Source organism: Pantoea sp. OXWO6B1, assembly GCF_001641135.1.
GTDB classification, from domain to species: domain Bacteria; phylum Pseudomonadota; class Gammaproteobacteria; order Enterobacterales; family Enterobacteriaceae; genus Pantoea; species Pantoea allii.
Map to the genome: position 1 here is coordinate 812,281 of NZ_LWLR01000001.1, position 15,584 is coordinate 827,864.

The 15,584-nt window shown below is 53.5% G+C and carries 13 protein-coding genes, 2 tRNA genes and 1 rRNA gene; 13 read left to right on the plus strand and 3 right to left on the minus strand.

Going from position 1 to position 15,584, the window contains the following annotated elements:
* The first annotated feature begins 34 nt into the window (after positions 1-34).
* From tatA to tatD, 4 genes are all read left to right on the plus strand, one after another.
* A complete protein-coding gene (tatA, locus tag A6A26_RS06115; protein ID WP_063877925.1) occupies positions 35-289 on the plus strand; it encodes a twin-arginine translocase TatA/TatE family subunit in 255 nt (84 codons plus the stop codon).
* 3 nt (positions 290-292) lie between these two features.
* Entirely contained in the window at positions 293-1,018 is a 726-nt protein-coding gene (gene tatB / locus A6A26_RS06120; protein WP_063877926.1) for a Sec-independent protein translocase protein TatB, read from the plus strand.
* Positions 1,018-1,776 (plus strand): Sec-independent protein translocase subunit TatC, encoded by a 759-nt coding sequence (gene tatC, locus A6A26_RS06125; protein ID WP_063877927.1) that lies wholly within the window; start codon positions 1,018-1,020, stop codon positions 1,774-1,776. Before tatB ends, tatC begins: the two co-directional genes overlap by 1 nt.
* Before the next feature lie 98 nt (positions 1,777-1,874).
* A complete protein-coding gene (gene tatD / locus A6A26_RS06130; RefSeq protein WP_063881075.1) occupies positions 1,875-2,657 on the plus strand; it encodes a 3'-5' ssDNA/RNA exonuclease TatD in 783 nt (260 codons plus the stop codon).
* On the opposite strand, the gene rfaH is transcribed toward tatD, so the two are convergent.
* Positions 2,654-3,142, minus strand: a complete 489-nt coding sequence (rfaH, locus tag A6A26_RS06135; protein WP_063877928.1) for a transcription/translation regulatory transformer protein RfaH — start codon at positions 3,140-3,142, stop codon at positions 2,654-2,656. The two genes, tatD and rfaH, sit on opposite strands and share 4 nt — an antisense overlap.
* Positions 3,143-3,445: 303 nt before the next feature.
* Between rfaH and ubiD the strand changes: the two genes are divergently transcribed.
* Positions 3,446-4,942: a 4-hydroxy-3-polyprenylbenzoate decarboxylase gene (gene ubiD / locus A6A26_RS06140; protein ID WP_063877929.1), complete on the plus strand. Its 1,497-nt coding sequence runs from the start codon at positions 3,446-3,448 to the stop codon at positions 4,940-4,942.
* Positions 4,943-4,971: 29 nt separating this feature from the next.
* Positions 4,972-5,673: an NAD(P)H-flavin reductase gene (fre, locus tag A6A26_RS06145; protein WP_063877930.1), complete on the plus strand. Its 702-nt coding sequence runs from the start codon at positions 4,972-4,974 to the stop codon at positions 5,671-5,673.
* A gap of 66 nt (positions 5,674-5,739) precedes the next feature.
* On the opposite strand, the gene fadA is transcribed toward fre, so the two are convergent.
* Together fadA and fadB are read right to left on the minus strand one after the other, a co-directional pair.
* Positions 5,740-6,903, minus strand: a complete 1,164-nt coding sequence (fadA, locus tag A6A26_RS06150) for an acetyl-CoA C-acyltransferase FadA (protein ID WP_063877931.1) — start codon at positions 6,901-6,903, stop codon at positions 5,740-5,742.
* A 10-nt stretch (positions 6,904-6,913) separates the two neighbouring features.
* Complete coding sequence (gene fadB, locus A6A26_RS06155; protein WP_063877932.1) at positions 6,914-9,097, minus strand: fatty acid oxidation complex subunit alpha FadB; 2,184 nt, start codon at positions 9,095-9,097, stop codon at positions 6,914-6,916.
* 185 nt (positions 9,098-9,282) lie between these two features.
* Between fadB and pepQ the strand changes: the two genes are divergently transcribed.
* The 7 genes from pepQ to A6A26_RS06190 all read left to right on the plus strand — a co-directional run bounded on the left by pepQ (position 9,283) and on the right by A6A26_RS06190 (position 15,583).
* Positions 9,283-10,614, plus strand: a complete 1,332-nt coding sequence (pepQ, locus tag A6A26_RS06160) for a Xaa-Pro dipeptidase (RefSeq protein ID WP_063877933.1) — start codon at positions 9,283-9,285, stop codon at positions 10,612-10,614.
* Positions 10,614-11,231, plus strand: coding sequence for an IMPACT family protein (locus A6A26_RS06165; RefSeq protein ID WP_063877934.1), 618 nt, complete (start codon positions 10,614-10,616; stop codon positions 11,229-11,231). The genes pepQ and A6A26_RS06165 overlap by 1 nt, the downstream gene beginning before the upstream one ends.
* Before the next feature lie 31 nt (positions 11,232-11,262).
* Positions 11,263-12,714, plus strand: a complete 1,452-nt coding sequence (trkH, locus tag A6A26_RS06170) for a Trk system potassium transporter TrkH (protein ID WP_063877935.1) — start codon at positions 11,263-11,265, stop codon at positions 12,712-12,714.
* A gap of 18 nt (positions 12,715-12,732) precedes the next feature.
* A complete protein-coding gene (hemG, locus tag A6A26_RS06175; protein WP_063877936.1) occupies positions 12,733-13,269 on the plus strand; it encodes a menaquinone-dependent protoporphyrinogen IX dehydrogenase in 537 nt (178 codons plus the stop codon).
* 407 nt (positions 13,270-13,676) lie between these two features.
* A 16S ribosomal RNA gene (locus tag A6A26_RS06180) occupies positions 13,677-15,216 on the plus strand.
* 73 nt (positions 15,217-15,289) lie between these two features.
* Positions 15,290-15,366 (plus strand) — tRNA-Ile (locus A6A26_RS06185).
* A 141-nt stretch (positions 15,367-15,507) separates the two neighbouring features.
* A tRNA-Ala gene (locus tag A6A26_RS06190) sits at positions 15,508-15,583 on the plus strand.
* The last annotated feature ends 1 nt before the right edge of the window (position 15,584 follow it).

The window sequence follows — 15,584 nt, forward strand, 5'->3', positions numbered from 1 at the left end:
CCACAGCGTTTAACAAAAAAATCGAGGCTATCTCATGGGCGGTATTAGTATTTGGCAGCTGTTAATTATTGCCGTGATTGTGGTTCTTCTGTTCGGTACCAACAAATTACGTAATCTGGGTTCGGATTTAGGTTCTTCTATCCGTGGTTTTAAGAAAGCCATGGGCGATGAAGACGATAAAAAGGATCAACCGAAAGAGCAGGACGCTGATTTCCATGCCAAAACGCTGGCGGATAAGCAGCCAACGTCGGCTCAAAAAGACGAAGTCAAGAACGACAAGCAGGTGTAAACCGTGTTCGATATTGGTTTTGGTGAATTGGTATTGGTATTCGTGATCGGGCTGATCGTTCTTGGCCCGCAACGGCTTCCGCTTGCGGTTAAAACGGTCATGGGCTGGATCAGAGCGATTCGCTCGCTGGCCGCCAACGTTCAAAGTGAGCTGGCGCAAGAGCTGAAGCTGCAGGAGTTGCAGGACAGCCTGAAAAAGGTGGAGGAAGCCGGTCGGGGCACGCTGTCGCCCGAGCTTAAAGAATCCATGGAAGAGCTGCGTAAAACGGCGGATTCAATGAAGCGCTCAGTAAAGCAGAGCATTGATATTGAAAGAGACGAAGACGAAGCCAATACCATTCATTCTCCACAACATACATCGACCGCTGATACGCTGCACCCGGTTACTCCCGCGACCAGTGAGCATCAGGCGCAGGCACCTGTACAGGCACCACCGGCGACACCTGAACCTGTTGCCTCTCAACCGACTGACAGCCGTGCTGAGCCCGCGCCGGTTCAGTCGTACCCTGCACCTGTACAGTCACCAGCGGCGACACCTGAACCTGTTGCTTCTCAACCGACTGACAGCCGTGCTGAGCCCGCGCCGGTTCAGTCGTATCCTGCATCTGGGCACGCCAGTGCTCCGGCACAGTCACCAGCGCGTGTCGATGCACAACCTGCGGTTAAGCCCGAAAGCGCTGCGCCGTCGGCAAGTTCAGTTTCTACTCCTTCTGCAAGTGATGAACGATAATGGCCGTTGAAGATACCCAACCACTTATCAGCCATCTGATTGAGCTGCGTAAGCGTCTGTTGAACTGTATTGGTGCTGTGCTGGTCATCTTTCTGGCCCTGATCTACTTTGCTAACGACATCTACCACGCGGTGGCATCGCCGTTGATTAATCAGATGCCTGCGGGTGCCAGCATGATCGCGACTGATGTCGCGTCACCCTTTTTTACCCCGATTAAGCTGACGATGATCGTGTCGGTGTTTCTTGCCGTGCCGGTTATCCTCTATCAGGTCTGGGCCTTTGTCGCGCCAGCCCTTTATCGTCATGAACGCAAGTTGGTCATGCCGTTACTGTTCTCCAGCACCCTGCTGTTTTACGTTGGCGTGGCGTTTGCCTACTTCATCGTCTTTCCGCTGGCTTTTGGCTTCTTCGCTAAAACGGCTCCGCAGGGCGTGACCATCGCAACAGACATCACCAACTATCTCGATTTCGTGATGACATTGTTTATGGCATTTGGTGTGGCGTTTGAAGTGCCGGTTGCGATTGTGCTGCTCTGCTGGACGGGCATCACTAACCCCGACGATTTAAAAAAGAAACGCCCCTATATTTTGGTTGGTGCGTTTGTTGTTGGGATGTTGCTCACACCGCCAGATGTTTTTTCCCAAACTTTGCTCGCTATTCCGATGTACTGCCTGTTTGAAGTCGGCGTATTCTTCTCACGTTACTATGTGGGGAAAGGCCGTCAGGCAGAGGATGAGGAAGATAACGCCGACTCCTGATGTCAGATCCAGCATCCCGCACAGGCGGGAGAGTCAAGTCAAAAACCGCCGCCAGGCGGTTTTTGTTTATGGTGTTAATGATAAAGAGTGGAAAAAATATGTTTGATATCGGTGTAAACCTGACCAGCACGCAGTTCGCCTCCGATCGGAAAAAGGTGATCTCACGCGCGCGCGAAGCGGGCGTCACCGGCATGTTGATTACCGGCACCAACGCGCTTGAAAGTCAGCAGGCGCAAAAACTGGCAGAGGCCCATCAGGATTATTGCTGGTCAACTGCTGGCGTGCATCCACATCATGCCAGTGAATGGTCAGCGGAGATTGCGAGCACGTTGCGCCGCCTGGCTGAGAAAAAAGAGGTGGTGGCAATCGGTGAATGCGGACTGGATTTCAATCGTAACCTGGCCGCTCACCAGCAGCAGGAGTATGCGTTTGATGCGCAGCTGGCGCTGGCCGCTGAGCTGAATATGCCCGTGTTTCTTCACTGTCGGGAAGCGCATGCGCGTTTTGCCGCCGTGCTTGAACCCTGGTTGCCTAAACTGCCTGCCGCCGTCATTCACTGCTTTACCGGCACGCGTGAAGAGTTAGCGGCCTGCCTGGAAATGGGGCTGTCAGTAGGCATTACGGGTTGGGTATGCGATGAGCGCCGTGGTATCGCGCTGCGTGAGATGTTGCCGCTGATTCCCGCCGATCGATTATTACTGGAAACGGATGCGCCCTATCTGCTGCCACGTGATATGCGCCCCCGTCCTACATCAAGACGGAATGAACCCTGCTTTTTGCCGCATATCCTGCAGCAGGTCGCAATCTGGCGCGGCGAAGATGCCGGGACGTTGGCAAAACAGGTGGATCACAATGCGCGTAAGCTGTTTAGGCTGATCTAAGCTTTGCGGAACTGCCGGTTGTCCACGCTGCGTACGACCTGTTTGTTCAGCAGATTCAACAACAGGATTGAGCGCGCTTCGCCATCCGGCTCTGAAAAAATCGCCCGCAAGCCTTCAAACGTTCCCTCGGTGATGATCACTTCATCACCGTTTTGCGGTGTTTCGGGATCGAGCAGCGTTTGAGGCACGTCGGTTTGTAACGCGTCAATAACCACGGCAGGCACGGTAGCCGGCGTCGTACCAAAGCGGACAAAATGGCTGACGCCACGCGTGCTGCTTATGGTTGTGGTATGAATGGCTTCCGGATCAAACTCAATAAACAGATAGTTTGGAAACAGCGGTTCACTGACGGTAGTTCGCTTACCACGCACGATTTTCTCCAGCGCGATCATCGGACTCAGGCAATTTACGTCTTGCCGCTCAAGATGCTCTTTCGCACGCAATAGCTGCCCACGTTTGCAATAGAGTAAATACCAGGATTCCATAACTGCTCCCAATGAATGGACGCTAAGAATAGCAAACCTCCAGCCAGAGTTATAGCGCATTGGGGGGTTGGAAAGCGGCGTTGCATGGAAAATAAACTAAGATTGTTCTGAATGGTGAGTGCCACCGCATAAAGTGAATAACTGTGAATTATTCGCAACCAACGGGGTAAAAATTATTGCCGCAAGCCGCCTGATTGCCGTCAGTGACAGGTAAGGGAGAGGATGCGGTGCATAAAGCTCAACACATCCCCCACAATCAGCCCTATAATGACCCATTCACTCTGGCCGGAAAGTTGAAGCCGCATGAAATATCAGGATTTAAGAGACTTTATTGCGCTGCTTGAACAGCGTGGTGAACTGAAGCGTATATCGCACGAGATCGACCCCGAACTGGAAATGACGGAAATTGCGGACCGCACCTTACGAGCAGGCGGCCCGGCACTGTTGTTTGAAAACCCAAAGGGTTACGACATGCCCGTCCTGTGTAACCTGTTCGGTACGCCAAAGCGCGTTGCCATGGGAATGGGACAGGAAGAGGTCAGTGCACTGCGTGAGGTGGGTGAACTGCTGGCCTTCTTAAAAGAGCCTGAGCCGCCGAAAGGCTTCCGTGACCTGTTCAGCAAAATTCCGCAGTTTAAGCAGGTGCTGAATATGCCCACCAAAAGGTTGCGCAATGCACCCTGTCAGGAAGAGGTTTTCAGCGGCGATGACGTCGATCTGACGCGGATTCCCGTCATGAAATGCTGGCCCGGCGATGCGGCTCCGCTGATTACCTGGGGGCTCACCGTAACCCGCGGGCCGCACAAAGAGCGGCAGAACCTGGGCATCTATCGCCAGCAGGTTATTGGTAAAAACCGCCTTATCATGCGCTGGCTTTCTCATCGCGGCGGCGCCCTTGATTATCTGGAGTGGACCAACGCCCACCCAGGCGAGCGTTTTCCGGTCTCCGTTGCGCTGGGCGCCGATCCGGCAACCATCCTTGGCGCGGTGACGCCCGTCCCGGACACCTTGTCAGAATATGCCTTTGCGGGTCTGCTGCGGGGTAACAAAACCGAAGTGGTTAAATGCATTTCCAACGATCTGGAAGTGCCTGCCAGCGCGGAAATCGTGCTGGAGGGTTATATTGAACCCGGCGATATAGCCCCAGAAGGTCCTTATGGCGACCACACTGGTTACTATAATGAAGTCGACAGCTTCCCGGTTTTTACCGTTACGCATATTACGCAGCGGCATCAGCCTATTTATCATTCAACCTACACAGGACGTCCGCCAGATGAACCTGCCGTTCTGGGCGTGGCGTTAAATGAAGTGCTGGTGCCTATTCTGGTTAAACAGTTTCCGGAAATCGTCGACTTCTATTTGCCACCGGAAGGATGCTCCTACCGTCTGGCGGTCGTCACGATTAAAAAACAGTATGCCGGTCATGCCAAGCGCGTGATGTTTGGCGTTTGGTCATTTCTTAGGCAGTTCATGTACACCAAATTTGTTATTGTGTGTGACGACGATGTTAATGCCCGGGACTGGAACGACGTTATCTGGGCAATTACTACGCGAATGGACCCGGCGCGCGATACCGTATTGGTGGAAAACACGCCAATCGATTATCTTGATTTTGCGTCACCGGTTTCAGGACTGGGTTCCAAGATGGGCCTGGATGCGACAAATAAATGGCCGGGCGAGACAGAACGAGAGTGGGGCACGCCGATTGTTAAAGATCCGGCAGTCACTGCGCGTATCGACGCTATCTGGGATGACCTCGGTATTTTGAACAGCCATCACAGCGTTGATGGCGCGCAATAACCATAAAGACGACCCGACAGAGGGAACGCATGACAACGTTAAGCTGTAAAGTAACTTCAGTTGAAGCGATTACCGACACGGTGTATCGCGTTCGTCTGATTCCGGAGGCGGATTTTAGCTTTCGTGCAGGACAGTATCTTATGGTAGTGATGGATGAGCGTGATAAGCGCCCGTTTTCTGTAGCCTCTACGCCAATGGAAACCGAAATCATTGAGCTGCACATCGGGGCGTCGGAGCTCAACCTCTATGCGATGGCCGTGATGGACCGCATCCAGCAAGACGGGCAAATCGTTGTTGATATTCCTCACGGCGATGCATGGTTACGTGAAGAGAGTGACAAACCCTTGATTTTAATTGCGGGTGGTACGGGCTTTTCCTATGCGCGCTCCATTTTGTTGACGGCGCTCTCACAGAAGCCCGACCGTGATATTGCGATCTACTGGGGCGGCCGTGAACTGAAACACCTGTACGATATGGATGAGCTAGACGCGCTGGCTATCAAGCATCCTAATCTCAAGGTGATTCCGGTGGTGGAACAGCCTGAAGCTGGCTGGCAGGGGCGTTCAGGCACCGTATTAACGGCAGTGATGCAGGACTTTACCACCCTGAGTGAGCATGAGATCTATATCGCCGGGCGCTTTGAAATGGCTAAAATTGCCCGCGATCGCTTCTGTTCAGAGCGTGGCGCAGTCGAATCACAGATGTATGGCGATGCTTTTGCCTTTATCTGATCGCACGCAGAAAGAAAAAACCCGCCCCTGACAGGCGGGTCAATCCCATAATAACGTCCCAACGTATCAAACGCGTTCAATCACGGTGGCGATGCCCTGACCCAGGCCAATGCACATTGATGCCAGGCCAAACTGCGCATCGCGGCGTTCCATAATGTTCAGCAACGTCGTACTGATACGTGCGCCTGAGCAGCCCAGCGGATGGCCCAACGCGATAGCACCGCCATTTAAGTTGACCTTCTCATCCAGTTTGTCTGACAGGCCCAAATCCTTAATGCAGGGCAGAACCTGTGCGGCAAAGGCTTCATTAAGCTCGAAGATGTCAATGTCGTTCACGCTCAGCCCCGCGCGCTTCAAAGCCAGCTTGCTGGCGGGTACCGGACCGTAACCCATGATCGAGGGATCGCAGCCCACCACCGCCATACTTTTAATACGGGCGCGTGGTTTCAGGCCCAGTTCCCGTGCGCGGCTTTCACTCATAATCAGCATGGCGGCTGCCCCATCCGACAGGGCTGAGGATGTGCCTGCAGTGACCGTCCCGGTCACGGGATCAAATGCAGGTCGTAGTGCCGCAAGCCCTTCCAGGCTGGTATCTTCACGGATCACTTCGTCGAAGTCGTAGCGTTTCAGCACGCCGTCGGCGTCGTGGCCGTGTATCGCAACAATTTCATTTGCGAAATCGCCGCGCTGTGTCGCCTGCCAGGCACGTTGATGGGAGCGCAAAGCGAATGCATCCTGCTGCTCGCGGCTAATGTGGTGCATGCGCGCCAGCATCTCTGCGGTTAATCCCATCATCCCTGCCGCTTTCGCAACAGTGCGCCCTAAGCCGGGATGAAAATCAACGCCGTGGCTCATGGGGACATGTCCCATGTGTTCGACACCGCCGATCAGACAGGCATGAGCATCACCGACCATAATGGCGCGGGCGGCATCGTGTAACGCCTGCATTGACGAGCCACACAGGCGATTGACTGTCGTAGCCGGGACGACATGCGGGATTTCTGCCAACAGCGCGGCATTGCGGGCAATATTGAAACCTTGCTCCAGCGTTTGCTGTACGCAGCCCCAGACAACGTCATCCAGCGTTGCTGCATTGACCGCCGGCTGGCGGCTTAGCAGCGCCCGCATAACATGCGCAGACAGGTCTTCAGCACGCACGTGGCGGAAAGCGCCGCCTTTGGAACGACCCATTGGTGTACGCACCGCGTCAATAATGACTACATTTTCCATTTTTATTCCCTCAGGCGCTTCTGAACGCGGCTTCATCAATCGGTTTGACGGCGGGATACCAGCTTTCATGTTGGCGCGCTTTTTCGGACAAAAGGGCCGGTAGCGCATACAGACCGCCCAGTGCCGTATAGCGTTTCGCCTGGTCCACGACGTTACTGTTACCCAGCGTATCGAGATAACGGAAAGCCCCTCCACGGAATGGTGGGAATCCCAGACCATACACCAGCGCCATGTCCGCCTCGGCAGGGGAGGCAATGATTTTCTCTTCAAGGCAGCGAACAACTTCATTCAGCATCGGCAGCATCATGCGGTTCATAATCTCTTCGTCACTAAAAATCCGCTTCGGCTGACAGGCAGCTTCAAGCAAGGCATCTACCTCAGCATCAGGCACTTTTTTGGGCTTCCCTTTTTTGTCTTCTTCCCAACGCCAGAAGCCTTTACCGTTTTTCTGACCAAAGCGTTTTGCTTCAAACAGAATATCGATAGCATCGCGATAATCCTTTTTCATTCGCTGTGGGAAACCATCCGCCATAACGCTCTGGGCGTGATGTGCTGTATCAATCCCCACCACGTCCAGCAGCCAGGAAGGCCCCATTGGCCAGCCAAACTGCTTTTCCATCACATTATCGATCTGGCGGAAATCCGCGCCGTCTCGTAGCAACATGCCGAAGGCAGCAAAATAAGGGAACAGGACACGGTTAACGAAGAAGCCCGGACAGTCATTGACCACGATGGGGGTTTTGCCCATTTTACTGGCCCATGCCACAACTTTCCCCAGGGTGGCTTCGCTGGTCTTCTCACCGCGAACCACTTCTACCAGTGGCATACGAGGGACCGGATTGAAGAAGTGCATCCCACAAAAGTTTTCAGGACGTTGCAGCGCCTGGGCCAGCTGGCTGATGGGAATCGTAGAGGTATTCGACGCCAGGATAGCATCGGCACGCATGTGTTTCTCAGTCTCCGCTAACACACTGGCTTTGATCTGCGGGTTTTCCACCACGGCTTCAACCACAACATCGGCCTGATCAAACCCGGAATAATCCAGCGTGGGCTGGATGGTCGCAATGACGGCGGCCAGCTTATTCCCGTCTATCTTGCCTCGTTCCAGTTGTTTGTTCAGAAGCTTACTGGCTTCATTCATGCCCAGGGTAAGCGCCTGCGGATTAATATCCTTCATCTTGACCGGCACGCCTTTCCACGCCGACTGATAGCTGATGCCGCCACCCATAATACCGGCGCCCAGCACGGCTGCCTGTTTCGGCGCGCCGCTTTCACTGCTGCGTTTTTTGGCCAGGCCCTTGATGTACTGATCGTTGAGGAAAATGCCCACGAGCGCGCGGGCCACGTCAGACTGTGCCAGAGGAACAAACGCTGCCGTTTCGAGTTTTAACGCATCGTCACGGCCTAATGCGGCTGCGGCTTCAATCGTCTTAACGGCAGTGATCGGCGCGGGATAATGTTTTCCGGCCGTTTGCATGACCATGCCTTTAGCGATCGTAAAGCTCATTGCGGCCTCAACAGGGCTCAGCTTTAACGGGGCTAATTTAGGGGCGCGACGTGCCCGCCAGCTGCCATCACTGGCTGCCGCTTTAAGCATCGTCAGCGCGGCATCGCGCAGTTTATCAGGGCTGACAACCGCATCGACCAGGCCAAGCTTCAGTGCGGCTAGACCGTCAATGTCTTTACCTGCCGCAATGATTTCCAGCGCGCTGTCAGCGCCTAACAGGCGAGGTAAGCGAACACTGCCGCCAAAGCCTGGCATAATGCCCAACCTGGTTTCGGGTAAGCCTAAGCGGGCGGTTGGTGTGGCAACCCGCAAATCGGTTGCTAAAACGCATTCACAGCCACCGCCCAGCGCGTAGCCATCGATCGCGGCGATGGTGGGAACCGGCAAATCTTCCAGGCGATTAAAAATGCTGTTGGCGAAGGTCAGCCACTGGCTCAGCTTTTCCGTTGGCGCATCAAAAAGCGCCAGAAATTCGGTAATGTCAGCACCCACGATAAAGGCGGGTTTGGCTGAACTTAGCAGCACGCCGCGCAGATCGGCATGTTGCTCCAGCACGGCAATCGCTTCGCCGAGGCTGGCGACGGTTTGTGTATCCAGCTTATTAACGGAGCCGGGGGCATCAAACACCAGCTCGACGATGCCATCATCCAACTGGTTAAGAGTGAGGTTAGCGCCTTGGTAGAGCATGTACGTCTCCTGAAACCGCGAAAGGTGATCTGGTCATACCAGATGATCGTGAGTTTGGGAGTGATGTTAATATTTTGCAAACAAGTCTTTGTTTATTTGCTAACAAGATCACAGCTGCGCTGAACCCGGCATCCGCATTTCGGCTGTGATAAACTGCGGCTTTTCTGGATACTGGAGAGGCGGCAATGGATTCATTGAAAAGCTTGTATCACGCGCATATCACTACTTTGCAACAACGTGCTCAGCAGGTATTAGCACGTCATAAACTGGATGCAATGCTGATCCATTCTGGCGAGTTGCTCACCGTGTTTCTGGATGATCATACCTATCCGTTTAAGGTTAACCCGCAATTTAAGTCCTGGGTGCCCGTGACACAGGTACCAAACTGTTGGTTGTGGATTGATGGCGTGAACAAACCGAGATTGTGGTTTTATTCGCCCGTGGACTACTGGCACAACGTTGAACCTCTCCCGCACAGTTTCTGGACCGATGATATTGAGATTGTCGGCCTGGCAAACGCGAATGCTGTTGGCGATCTCCTTCCTGCCCAGCGTGAAAACGTGGCCTATATTGGCCCGGTGCCCGAACGCGCGGCACAGCTGGGTATCAACGCGGGGAATATCAATCCAAAAGGGGTGATCGATTTCCTGCATTATCACCGCAGTATTAAAACCGACTACGAACTCAGCTGTATGCGTCAGGCGCAAAAAATTGCCGTGGCCGGGCATCGTGCAGCGAAAGAGGCCTTTTCAGCTGGCCTGAGTGAGTTCGATATCAATCAGGCTTACCTGACGGCAACCGGGCATCGTGATACCGATGTGCCCTATGGCAATATCATCGCTCTGAATGAACATGCCGCCGTGCTCCACTACACCAAACTGGATCATCAACCGCCAGCTAAACGCTACAGTTTCCTGATTGATGCTGGCGCGGAATATCAAGGCTATGCCGCCGACCTGACGCGCAGTTATGCCGCACAAAGCGGAACGCTGTATGCCAAAATGGTTGAGGCGATGAACGCGGAAGAGCTGGCTTTGATTGCCACGCTGAAAGCGGGCGTGCGCTACACCGATTATCATCTGCAAATGCATCAGCGTATTGCGAAATTGCTGACGACGTTTGATTTGGTCCACGGTATAAGTGAAGAGGCATTGGTCGCCGACGATCTGACGGGCCCTTTTATGCCGCACGGTTTAGGTCATCCGCTGGGTTTGCAGGTGCATGACGTCGCCGGCTTTATGCATGATGAAAGCGGTACACATCTTGCTGCACCTGCGCAATATCCTTACCTACGCTGTACCCGGGTGATCCAGCCGGGAATGGTGTTAACCATTGAACCCGGCTTCTATATTATTGATTCGCTGCTGGACCCGTTGCGTGCAGGTAAATTCAGTTCGCATTTTAACTGGCAGGCACTGGATGCGCTTAAGCCTTATGGCGGTATCCGCATTGAGGACAACGTGATTATCCATGCGAACCGCGTCGAAAACATGACGCGCGATCTGCACCTTGCCTGATGGAGGCTTTTGATATTCCTGCTCAGGCTCTGAGCGTCAGTGAAGAGACGATCAAGAAGAGCCGGTTTATTACGCTGCTGGCTCACACCTGTGGCGTGGAAGCGGCGCGTGCTTTTGTCCAGCAGGTAAAGCAGGATCATCCCACTGCCCGCCATCATTGCTGGGCCTGGGTAGCGGGTGCGCCCAACGACTCACAGCAGTTGGGCTTTTCCGATGATGGTGAGCCTTCCGGTACGGCAGGTAAACCCATGCTGGCGCAGTTAATGGGTGCCGATATCGGAGAAATTACCGCAGTGGTTGTGCGTTACTACGGCGGCATCATGTTAGGCACGGGCGGCCTGGTGAAAGCGTATGGTGGCGGCGTTCAGCAAGGATTAAAACAGCTGGCGCGTCAGCGGAAAGTGCCGGTAAAGCAGTTTACCCTGCAATGTGATTACGGCCAGTTGAGTGATATTGAGCGTTTGGTGCAACGCTTTGAAGGCAGCATCACAGAAAGTGAGTATCTTGAGCGTATCTTTCTGACACTGGCGCTGCCTTATGGACAAATTAATGGATTCAAGCAAAATCTGTCAGACTTCAGCCGGGGTGCGTTAACGCTTCTTCCGCTTACACCATGATGTTCTTCTCTTTGATTAAAGGAACGGCTTAATGCACTTTCGCGCCATTACCCGCATTGTCGGTCTGTTGGTGATCCTCTTCTCGGTAACGATGATTTTACCCGGCCTTGTTGCGCTGATTTATCGTGACGGTGCCGGACGAGCCTTCAGCCAGACTTTTATGATGGCGTTGGTGATCGGTTCGTTACTGTGGTGGCCGAATCGTAAGAAGAAAACGGAGTTGAAACCCCGGGAAGGCTTCCTGATTGTTGTGCTGTTCTGGACCGTGCTGGGCAGCGTCGGTGCCATGCCGTTTATCTTCGCCGAGCAGCCGCATCTTTCCGTTACGGACGCCTTTTTTGAATCTTTTTCCGGCCTGACCACCACAGGCGCGACCACGCTGGTGGGGCTGGACTCCTTGCCCAAGGCCATCTTGTTTTATCGCCAGATGTTGCAGTGGCTTGGCGGCATGGGGATCATTGTGCTGGCCGTGGCTATCCTGCCGATTCTGGGCGTCGGTGGCATGCAGTTGTATCGTGCTGAAATGCCTGGCCCGTTGAAAGACAATAAAATGCGCCCGCGCATTGCGGAAACGGCCAAGACGCTCTGGCTCATCTATGTGTTACTGACAGTCGCCTGTGCGCTGGCCCTGTGGTTTGCCGGGATGCCTGCCTTTGATGCAATCGGCCACAGTTTTTCCACTATCGCCATTGGCGGTTTTTCAACGCACGATGCCAGTATCGGCTATTTCCAGAGTGGAACGATCAACACCATTGTGGCGGTGTTCCTGCTGATCTCCGGTTGTAACTACGGCCTACACTTCTCATTACTCAGTAACCGCAGCCTGCGGGCTTACTGGCGCGATCCTGAGTTCCGTATGTTTATCGGGGTGCAACTGACGCTGGTGCTGATTTGCACCATCGTCTTGTGGCTCCACAATGTGTATGACAGTGGCTGGCAAACGCTGAACCAGGCCTTTTTCCAGGTCGTATCCATGGCAACCACTGCGGGATTCACCACAGACAGCATTGCGCGCTGGCCGCTGTTTCTACCGGTGTTGCTGTTGTGTTCTGCATTTATTGGTGGCTGTGCGGGTTCTACGGGCGGCGGTTTAAAAGTGATTCGTATTCTGCTGCTGTGCAAACAGGGTAATCGCGAACTTAAGCGCCTTGTCCATCCCAATGCGGTCTACACCATTAAACTGGGCAATCGCGCACTGCCGGAACGTATCCTTGAAGCCGTATGGGGATTCTTTTCGGCATACGCGTTGGTGTTCCTGATTAGCATGTTGGCGATTATTGCCACCGGCGTTGATGATTTTTCTGCGTTTGCTGCGGTCGCCGCGACATTAAACAATCTTGGCCCAGGTCTGGGCGTGGTCGCTGATAACTTCACCTCTATGAACGATGTAGCAAAGTGGATTTTGATTTCTACTATGCTGTTTGGTCGCCTTGAGGTATTCACATTGCTGGTGTTATTCACGCCGACCTTCTGGCGAGAATAACCAATAAGGATGCAGATGATGAAAGCGTTAATTCTCTTTTCGACCCGTGATGGTCAAACGCAAAAAATAGCTTCTGCTATCGCAGATGAGATCAAGGGGCAGCAATCTTGCGATGTCATCAATATCCAGGATGCAAAGGCCATTGACTGGCAACAGTACGATCGGGTGTTGATTGGTGCTTCAATCCGCTATGGCCATTTCCAGCCAGTGGTAAGTGAATTTGTGAAGCATAATCTGGCTGCGTTGCAGCAGCGCGTAAGCGGTTTCTTCTCCGTTAACCTGACGGCGCGCAAGCCAGAGAAGCGTACGCCCGAAACGAATGGTTATACCGTCAAGTTCTTAACGCAGTCGCCCTGGCAGCCTGATTGCTGTGCTGTTTTCGCTGGTGCGCTCTATTATCCCCGCTATCGCTGGTTTGACCGTGTCATGATTCAGTTAATAATGCGCATGACCGGGGGGGAAACTGATGCGACGAAAGAAGTGGAATATACCGACTGGCAGCAGGTACAGCGTTTTGCCAGGGATTTTGCACAGTTACCAGGCAAATCGTACTGAAATAACGCGATCTGGCGAAATTTGAGACGAACAGTAATGTTTTTGCAATTAACCCTTGTCAGGCCGCGCGAACGCCCTATAATGCGCCTCCACTGACACGGCACAACGGCTTACGGAATGCGGTGTTGAGAGGTTCAGGAAACTGAACCGCCGGAGAAAAACTTCTGAAAAAGAAGTTGACTCTGAAGGAGGAAAGCGTAATATACGCCACCTCGCGACAGATGGTTAACCCGCTGTTCGCACTGCTCTTTAACAATTTATCAGACAATCTGTGTGGGCACTCGCAGGATTGATATCAGCGTCCTCGGACGTAAAAAATATCAAGTCTCACGAGTGAACACATAATGAAATTCATTATGACGTTTTACAGATGAGCACCGCTGAACTGGTTTCAGCAAATCAAACTTAAATTGAAGAGTTTGATCATGGCTCAGATTGAACGCTGGCGGCAGGCCTAACACATGCAAGTCGGACGGTAGCACAGAGAGCTTGCTCTCGGGTGACGAGTGGCGGACGGGTGAGTAATGTCTGGGGATCTGCCCGATAGAGGGGGATAACCACTGGAAACGGTGGCTAATACCGCATAACGTCGCAAGACCAAAGAGGGGGACCTTCGGGCCTCTCACTATCGGATGAACCCAGATGGGATTAGCTAGTAGGCGGGGTAACGGCCCACCTAGGCGACGATCCCTAGCTGGTCTGAGAGGATGACCAGCCACACTGGAACTGAGACACGGTCCAGACTCCTACGGGAGGCAGCAGTGGGGAATATTGCACAATGGGCGCAAGCCTGATGCAGCCATGCCGCGTGTATGAAGAAGGCCTTCGGGTTGTAAAGTACTTTCAGCGGGGAGGAAGGCATTGTGGTTAATAACCGCAGTGATTGACGTTACCCGCAGAAGAAGCACCGGCTAACTCCGTGCCAGCAGCCGCGGTAATACGGAGGGTGCAAGCGTTAATCGGAATTACTGGGCGTAAAGCGCACGCAGGCGGTCTGTTAAGTCAGATGTGAAATCCCCGGGCTTAACCTGGGAACTGCATTTGAAACTGGCAGGCTTGAGTCTCGTAGAGGGGGGTAGAATTCCAGGTGTAGCGGTGAAATGCGTAGAGATCTGGAGGAATACCGGTGGCGAAGGCGGCCCCCTGGACGAAGACTGACGCTCAGGTGCGAAAGCGTGGGGAGCAAACAGGATTAGATACCCTGGTAGTCCACGCCGTAAACGATGTCGACTTGGAGGTTGTTCCCTTGAGGAGTGGCTTCCGGAGCTAACGCGTTAAGTCGACCGCCTGGGGAGTACGGCCGCAAGGTTAAAACTCAAATGAATTGACGGGGGCCCGCACAAGCGGTGGAGCATGTGGTTTAATTCGATGCAACGCGAAGAACCTTACCTACTCTTGACATCCAGAGAACTTAGCAGAGATGCTTTGGTGCCTTCGGGAACTCTGAGACAGGTGCTGCATGGCTGTCGTCAGCTCGTGTTGTGAAATGTTGGGTTAAGTCCCGCAACGAGCGCAACCCTTATCCTTTGTTGCCAGCGATTCGGTCGGGAACTCAAAGGAGACTGCCGGTGATAAACCGGAGGAAGGTGGGGATGACGTCAAGTCATCATGGCCCTTACGAGTAGGGCTACACACGTGCTACAATGGCGCATACAAAGAGAAGCGACCTCGCGAGAGCAAGCGGACCTCATAAAGTGCGTCGTAGTCCGGATCGGAGTCTGCAACTCGACTCCGTGAAGTCGGAATCGCTAGTAATCGTGGATCAGAATGCCACGGTGAATACGTTCCCGGGCCTTGTACACACCGCCCGTCACACCATGGGAGTGGGTTGCAAAAGAAGTAGGTAGCTTAACCTCCGGGAGGGCGCTTACCACTTTGTGATTCATGACTGGGGTGAAGTCGTAACAAGGTAACCGTAGGGGAACCTGCGGTTGGATCACCTCCTTACCTGAAGATACCTTCCCGCGAAGTGCTCACACAGATTGTCTGATAGAAAGTAACGAGCAGAAAAAACCTCTACAGGCTTGTAGCTCAGGTGGTTAGAGCGCACCCCTGATAAGGGTGAGGTCGGTGGTTCAAGTCCACTCAGGCCTACCAAATTCGTCTCATGCTGCGTTATGTTTCCGGCTCGCATAGTTCACTATGCTTCGCGAAAACATGCCTTGCCTGAGCACGAATTACATTTCTCATGAAGTGTACTCGGTTGAGTGGTAGTAGTGGTCTCTGCAGTAACTGTATGGGGCTATAGCTCAGCTGGGAGAGCGCCTGCCTTGCACGCAGGAGGTCAGCGGTTCGATCCCGCTTAGCTCCACCAT

What these genes read in the sequence shown, in the direction of transcription:
- tatA (WP_063877925.1), top strand. Translation starts at nt 35, where the DNA reads ATGGGCGGTATTAGTATTTGGCAGCTGTTAATTATTGCCGTGATTGTG.
- tatC (WP_063877927.1), top strand. Translation starts at nt 1,018, where the DNA reads ATGGCCGTTGAAGATACCCAACCACTTATCAGCCATCTGATTGAGCTG.
- tatD (WP_063881075.1), top strand. Translation starts at nt 1,875, where the DNA reads ATGTTTGATATCGGTGTAAACCTGACCAGCACGCAGTTCGCCTCCGAT.
- rfaH (WP_063877928.1), bottom strand. Translation starts at nt 3,142, where the DNA reads ATGGAATCCTGGTATTTACTCTATTGCAAACGTGGGCAGCTATTGCGT.
- ubiD (WP_063877929.1), top strand. Translation starts at nt 3,446, where the DNA reads ATGAAATATCAGGATTTAAGAGACTTTATTGCGCTGCTTGAACAGCGT.
- fre (WP_063877930.1), top strand. Translation starts at nt 4,972, where the DNA reads ATGACAACGTTAAGCTGTAAAGTAACTTCAGTTGAAGCGATTACCGAC.
- fadA (WP_063877931.1), bottom strand. Translation starts at nt 6,903, where the DNA reads ATGGAAAATGTAGTCATTATTGACGCGGTGCGTACACCAATGGGTCGT.
- fadB (WP_063877932.1), bottom strand. Translation starts at nt 9,097, where the DNA reads ATGCTCTACCAAGGCGCTAACCTCACTCTTAACCAGTTGGATGATGGC.
- pepQ (WP_063877933.1), top strand. Translation starts at nt 9,283, where the DNA reads ATGGATTCATTGAAAAGCTTGTATCACGCGCATATCACTACTTTGCAA.
- A6A26_RS06165 (WP_063877934.1), top strand. Translation starts at nt 10,614, where the DNA reads ATGGAGGCTTTTGATATTCCTGCTCAGGCTCTGAGCGTCAGTGAAGAG.
- trkH (WP_063877935.1), top strand. Translation starts at nt 11,263, where the DNA reads ATGCACTTTCGCGCCATTACCCGCATTGTCGGTCTGTTGGTGATCCTC.
- hemG (WP_063877936.1), top strand. Translation starts at nt 12,733, where the DNA reads ATGAAAGCGTTAATTCTCTTTTCGACCCGTGATGGTCAAACGCAAAAA.